This window comes from Pseudomonas sp. (assembly GCF_050739995.1).
Classification (GTDB): domain Bacteria; phylum Pseudomonadota; class Gammaproteobacteria; order Pseudomonadales; family Pseudomonadaceae; genus Aquipseudomonas.
Genome location: NZ_JBOICG010000647.1, coordinates 1 through 6,145 on the forward strand (window position 1 = coordinate 1; position 6,145 = coordinate 6,145).

Consider the following 6,145-nt stretch of genomic DNA (forward strand, 5'->3'; position numbering starts at 1 on the left):
GCTTGCCCCCGATAGCGGTGGGTCAGCTACAGATAAGCTGACAGATACACTGCAATCGGGGGCAAGCCCCCTCCCACATTGGTTTTGTGGTGTTTGTTAGAGCTGTGGAGTTTCTTCCGGCGGCTTGGTCTTGTCGATACCCGGCACATGCAAGTTGCCCTCGACCACCTGGTTGCCCTCCAGCTGCGGCTGGGTTACCCAGGTGAGGATGTCGTAGTAACGCCGGATGTTCGCCACAAAGTGTACCGGCTCGCCGCCCCGGGCATAGCCGTAGCGGGTCTTGCTGTACCACTGCTTCTGCGACAGGCGTGGCAGCATCTTTTTTACATCCAGCCACTTGTTCGGGTTCAGGCCCTCGCGCTTGGCCAGGGTGCGCGCGTCTTCCAGGTGGCCAGTGCCGACGTTGTAGGCGGCGAGGGCGAACCAGGTGCGATCGGGCTCGGCGATGCTGTCGTCCAATTCATCTTTGATTTTTGCCAGGTACTTGGCGCCGCCCATGATGCTTTGCTTGGCATCCAGGCGGTTGGACACGCCCATGGCCTGGGCGGTGTTCTGGGTCAGCATCATCAGGCCGCGCACGCCGGTCTTGGAGGTGACGGCCGGTTGCCACAGGGATTCCTGGTAGCCGATGGCCGCCAACAGTCGCCAGTCGACTTTTTCTTCCTTGGCGTAGGTACGGAAGTGTTTTTCGTACTTGGGCAGGCGCTGCTGCAAGTGTTGCGCGAAGGTGTAGGCGCCGACATAGCCGAGTACATCGACATGTCCGTAGTAGCGGTCTTTCAGGCGTTGCAGGGTGCCGTTCTTCTCGACTTTGTCGAGGTAGCTGTTGATCTCGTTGAGCAGGCTGTTGTCATCACCCGGGGCCACGGCCCAGCTCTGGTTGCTGGCATTGCCGAGATCGAACGCCACGCGCACGTTGGGGAAGTACACCTGGTTCATCGCCACTTCGTTGGAGTCCACCAGGGTCAGGTCGATCTGGCCCTCGTCCACCATGCGCAGCAGGTCGACGACTTCAACGGCGTCGGACTCTTCATATTCAATCGCGGGGTTCTGCTTTTTAAGCTCGGCCAGTTGTTCGGCGTGGGTGCTGCCCTTGAGCACCATGATCTTCTTGCCGACCAGATCCGCCGCGTTGGTGGGGCGCGACTGGCCGTTGCGGTAGATGATCTGCGGGGTCACTTCGAGATAAGGATGGGAGAAGCGCACCTGCTGCTGACGCTGCTCACTGCTGACCAGGCCAGCGGCGGCGAGGACCGGCCCGTTGGGCTTGCCCAGTTGGCCGAACAGGTCGTCGAGGTTGTCGGCGGTCTCGATCTCCAGCTTCACGCCCAGTTCGTCGGCGAAGCGCTTGACCAGTTCATATTCGAAACCGGTTTCACCGTTGCGGTCCTGGAAATAAGTTGCCGGGCTGTTTCGGGTGACCACCCGCAATACACCATCCTCCTTGATTCGCTCGAGCGTGCTGGGTTTATCAACACAGGCGCTGAGCAGCAGGAAGAGACCGGTGACGAAGAGCCATTTGGCGCATCGCTGGCGCAAAGCAGTTGGGGAGAACATTGGCGCAGTATACGCAAACGGCCCTCGGCGCCATATCTCGACAGCAGGGGACTTGTCTGCTAGCACCCGCAAAACCGGGCTGCAGCCCGCAGAAACGCGGGTTGGCGAGGGTTTGTGACGGTTAAAATAACTGTGCGTGTGATCTTGGAAAACGCCCCGATACCGTGCATTTCGTGCCAACTGACGTTCGGCAGCGGCCAGCCGTAGCGTTTCGGGTGCCGTTGGCGGCGGTTTACGCTAGAATGCACGGCCTCAAAGCACACCCCCTTCCCGAGGCTGTCCCGAAGATGTTGATCCTGCGCGGCGCTCCTGCCCTTTCTGCCTTTCGCCACAGCAAACTCCTTGAGCAACTGAGCCAGAAGGTTCCAGCTGTTACAGGCCTGTACGCTGAATTTGCTCACTTCGCCGACGTTACCGGCGTCTTGACCGCCGACGAACAGCAAGTGCTGGCACGCCTTCTGAAGTACGGTCCCAGCGTTCCCGTCCAAGAGCCTAACGGCCGCTTGTTCCTGGTTCTGCCGCGGTTCGGCACCATCTCGCCCTGGTCGAGCAAGGCCAGCGATATCGCCCGCAACTGTGGCCTGGAGAAAATCCAGCGCCTGGAGCGTGGTATCGCTTTCTACGTCGCTGGCCAGTTCAGCGATGCCGAGGCCGAACTGATCGCCAGCAGCCTGCACGACCGCATGACCCAGATCATCGTCAGCCAGCTGGAACAGGCTGCCGGCCTGTTCAGCCATGCCGAGCCCAAGCCGCTCACCGCGATTGACGTGCTCGGCGGTGGCCGCGCCGCCCTCGAGAAGGCCAACACCGAACTGGGCCTGGCCCTGGCCGAAGACGAGATCGACTACCTGGTCAACGCCTTCAACGGCTTGAAGCGCAACCCGCACGACATCGAACTGATGATGTTCGCCCAGGCCAACTCCGAGCATTGCCGTCACAAGATCTTCAACGCCAGTTGGGACATCGACGGCGAGAGCCAGGAAAAAAGCCTGTTCGGTATGATCAAGAACACCTACGTGATGCACAGCGAAGGCGTTCTGTCGGCTTACAAGGACAACGCTTCGGTCATCGTCGGCTCCGTCGCCGGGCGTTTCTTCCCGGACCCTGAAACCCGCCAGTACGGCGCGGTGCAGGAGCCGGTGCACATCCTGATGAAGGTCGAGACCCACAACCACCCGACCGCGATTGCCCCGTTCCCGGGTGCAGCCACCGGTTCCGGCGGCGAGATCCGCGACGAAGGTGCTACCGGCCGTGGCGCCAAGCCAAAGGCGGGTCTCACCGGTTTCACCGTGTCCAACCTGCAGATCCCGGGCTTCGAACAGCCGTGGGAAGTGCCTTACGGCAAGCCTGAGCGCATTGTCACCGCGTTGGACATCATGATCGAAGGCCCGCTGGGCGGCGCTGCGTTCAACAACGAGTTCGGTCGTCCGGCCCTCACCGGCTACTTCCGTACCTTCGAACAGTCCATCACCACCCCACGTGGCGATGAAGTGCGCGGCTACCACAAGCCGATCATGCTGGCTGGCGGCATGGGCAACATCCGTGAAGAACACGTCAAGAAAGGCGAGATCCTGGTCGGCTCCAAGCTGATCGTGCTCGGCGGCCCGGCGATGTTGATCGGCCTGGGCGGCGGCGCCGCTTCCTCCATGGCCACCGGCACCAGCTCGGCGGACCTGGACTTCGCTTCCGTACAGCGCGAAAACCCAGAGATGGAGCGCCGCTGCCAGGAAGTCATCGACCGCTGCTGGCAGTTGGGTGACAAGAACCCGATCAGCTTTATCCACGACGTTGGCGCCGGTGGTTTGTCCAACGCCTTCCCGGAGCTGGTCAACGACGGCGACCGTGGTGGCCGCTTTGAACTGCGCAACATTCCAAACGACGAGCCGGGCATGGCCCCGCACGAAATCTGGAGCAACGAATCCCAGGAGCGCTACGTACTGGCGGTTGGCGCTGAAGACTTCGCACGCTTCCAGGCCATCTGCGAACGCGAGCGTTGCCCGTTTGCCGTGGTCGGCGAAGCCACTGCCGAGCCGCAACTGACCGTTACCGACAGTCACTTCGGCAACAGCCCGGTGGACATGCCGCTGGAAGTGCTGCTGGGCAAAGCCCCGCGCATGCACCGTTCGGCCGTGCGTGAAACCGAGCTGGGCGATGATTTCGACCCAAGCCAACTGGACCTGGCCGACAGCATCGAACGCGTGCTGCACCACCCGGCCGTGGCGAGCAAAAGCTTCCTGATCACCATCGGCGACCGCACCATCACCGGCCTGGTGGCCCGTGACCAAATGGTCGGCCCGTGGCAGGTTCCAGTGGCTGACGTTGCCGTCACCGCCACCAGCTTCGACGTCTACACCGGTGAAGCCATGGCGATGGGCGAGCGTACGCCGCTGGCCTTGCTGGACGCCCCGGCGTCGGGCCGCATGGCGATTGGTGAAACCCTCACCAACATCGCGGCGTCGCGCATTGGCAAGCTGTCCGACATCAAACTGTCGGCCAACTGGATGTCCGCTGCCGGCCACCCGGGCGAAGACGCCCGCCTCTACGACACCGTGAAAGCTGTCGGCATGGAGTTGTGCCCTGAGCTGGGTATCACCATTCCAGTGGGCAAGGACTCCATGTCCATGGCCACCCGTTGGAACGAAGACGGCGTAGACAAGACGGTCACCTCACCGCTGTCGCTGATCGTCACCGGTTTTGCACCCGTCACCGACGTGCGTCAGACCCTGACCCCGCAACTGCGCATGGACAAGGGCACCACCGATCTGATCCTGATCGACCTGGGCCGTGGGCAGAACCGCATGGGTGCCTCGATCCTCGCGCAAACCCACGGCAAGCTGGGCAAGCAGGCGCCGGATGTCGATGACGCCGAAGACCTGAAAGCCTTCTTTGCCGTGATCCAGGGCTTGAACGCTGATGGCCACCTGCTGGCTTACCACGACCGTTCCGATGGCGGCTTGCTGACCAGCGTTGTCGAGATGGCCTTCGCCGGTCACTGCGGCCTGAACATCGTGCTCGACAGCGTTGCCGAGGATGCATCCGAGATCAACGGTATCCTGTTCAACGAAGAACTGGGCGCGGTGATCCAGGTTCGCCAGGACGCTACCCCGGACGTACTCGCACAATTCAGCGCCGCTGGCCTGGGTGATTGCGTAGCGGTGATCGGCCAGCCGATCAACAACGGTCAGATCGACATCGTCTTCAACGGCGACACTGTGTTCGAAGGCCAGCGCCGTCTGTTGCAACGTCAGTGGGCCGAGACCAGCTACCAGATCCAGCGCCTGCGTGATAACGCTGACTGCGCCGAGCAGGAATTCGATGTAATCCTGGAAGAAGACAACCCGGGCCTGAGCACCAAGCTCAGCTTCGACGTCAACCAGGACATCGCCGCGCCTTACATCAAGAAAGGCATCCGCCCACAAGTTGCCGTACTGCGTGAGCAGGGCGTCAACGGCCAGGTGGAAATGGCGGCTGCGTTCGACCGCGCCGGCTTCAATGCGATTGACGTGCACATGAGCGACATCCTCGCCGGTCGCGTTGACCTCAACGAGTTCAAAGGCCTCGTCGCCTGCGGCGGTTTCTCCTACGGCGACGTGTTGGGTGCCGGTGAAGGCTGGGCCAAGTCGGCCCTGTTCAACAGCCGTGCCCGCGATGCGTTCCAGGGCTTCTTCGAACGCAACGACAGCTTCACCCTGGGTGTGTGCAACGGTTGCCAGATGATGTCCAACCTCAGCGAACTGATCCCGGGCAGCGAGTTCTGGCCGCACTTCGTGCGCAACCGTTCCGAGCAGTTCGAGGCCCGTGTCGCCATGGTGCAAGTGCAGGAGTCCAACTCGATCTTCCTGCAAGGCATGGCGGGTTCACGCATGCCAATCGCCATCGCCCACGGTGAAGGCCATGCCGAGTTCTCCAGCGAAGAAGCGTTGCTCGAAGCCGACCTGTCCGGTTGCGTGGCCATGCGTTTCGTCGATAACCACGGCAAGGTCACCGAGGCCTACCCGGCCAACCCGAACGGCTCGCCGCGCGGGATCACTGGCCTCACCAGCCGCGACGGTCGCGTCACCATCATGATGCCGCACCCGGAGCGTGTGTTCCGCGCCGTGCAGAACTCGTGGCGCCCGGAAGAGTGGAACGAAGACGGCGCCTGGATGCGCATGTTCCGCAACGCTCGCGTGTGGGTGAACTAAGACGGTGTACAAGCTCGCTTTCTTTGTGCCCGACAGCCATGTAGAGACGGTGAAAACCGCCGTCTTCGCAGCAGGCGGCGGGCGCATCGGCAGCTACGACAACTGCGCCTGGCAAGTGCTGGGCCAGGGCCAATTCCGCGCGTTGGACGGCAGCCAGCCGTTTATCGGGCAGGTCGGCCAGGTTGAAGTGGTTGAGGAGTGGAAGGTTGAGCTGGTGGTGACGGATGAGTTGATTGGGGCTGTTGTGGCTGCATTGAAACTCAGTCACCCGTATGAGACACCGGCGTATGAGGTGTGGCAGTTGGCGGATTTTTGATTCGCACGCTGTAAAAACAAGAAACCCGCTGGGCCAGTTTGGTCAGCGGGTTTTTTGTTGTCTGTGAGGGCCCCTTCGCGAGCAAGCC

Annotated in this window: 3 protein-coding genes; 2 read left to right on the forward strand and 1 reads right to left on the reverse strand. The window is 61.9% G+C overall.

The genetic code is table 11. The features are described from left to right. Positions 1-96: 96 nt before the first annotated feature. Entirely contained in the window at positions 97-1,557 is a 1,461-nt protein-coding gene (gene mltF, locus ACRESD_RS21795) for a membrane-bound lytic murein transglycosylase MltF (protein WP_431752797.1), read from the reverse strand. 287 nt (positions 1,558-1,844) lie between these two features. Between mltF and purL the strand changes: the two genes are divergently transcribed. Further along, positions 1,845-5,741: a phosphoribosylformylglycinamidine synthase gene (gene purL, locus ACRESD_RS21800; RefSeq protein WP_431752798.1), complete on the forward strand. Its 3,897-nt coding sequence runs from the start codon at positions 1,845-1,847 to the stop codon at positions 5,739-5,741. A gap of 4 nt (positions 5,742-5,745) precedes the next feature. Continuing rightward, positions 5,746-6,057 (forward strand): NGG1p interacting factor NIF3, encoded by a 312-nt coding sequence (locus tag ACRESD_RS21805; RefSeq protein ID WP_431752799.1) that lies wholly within the window; start codon positions 5,746-5,748, stop codon positions 6,055-6,057. The last annotated feature ends 88 nt before the right edge of the window (positions 6,058-6,145 follow it).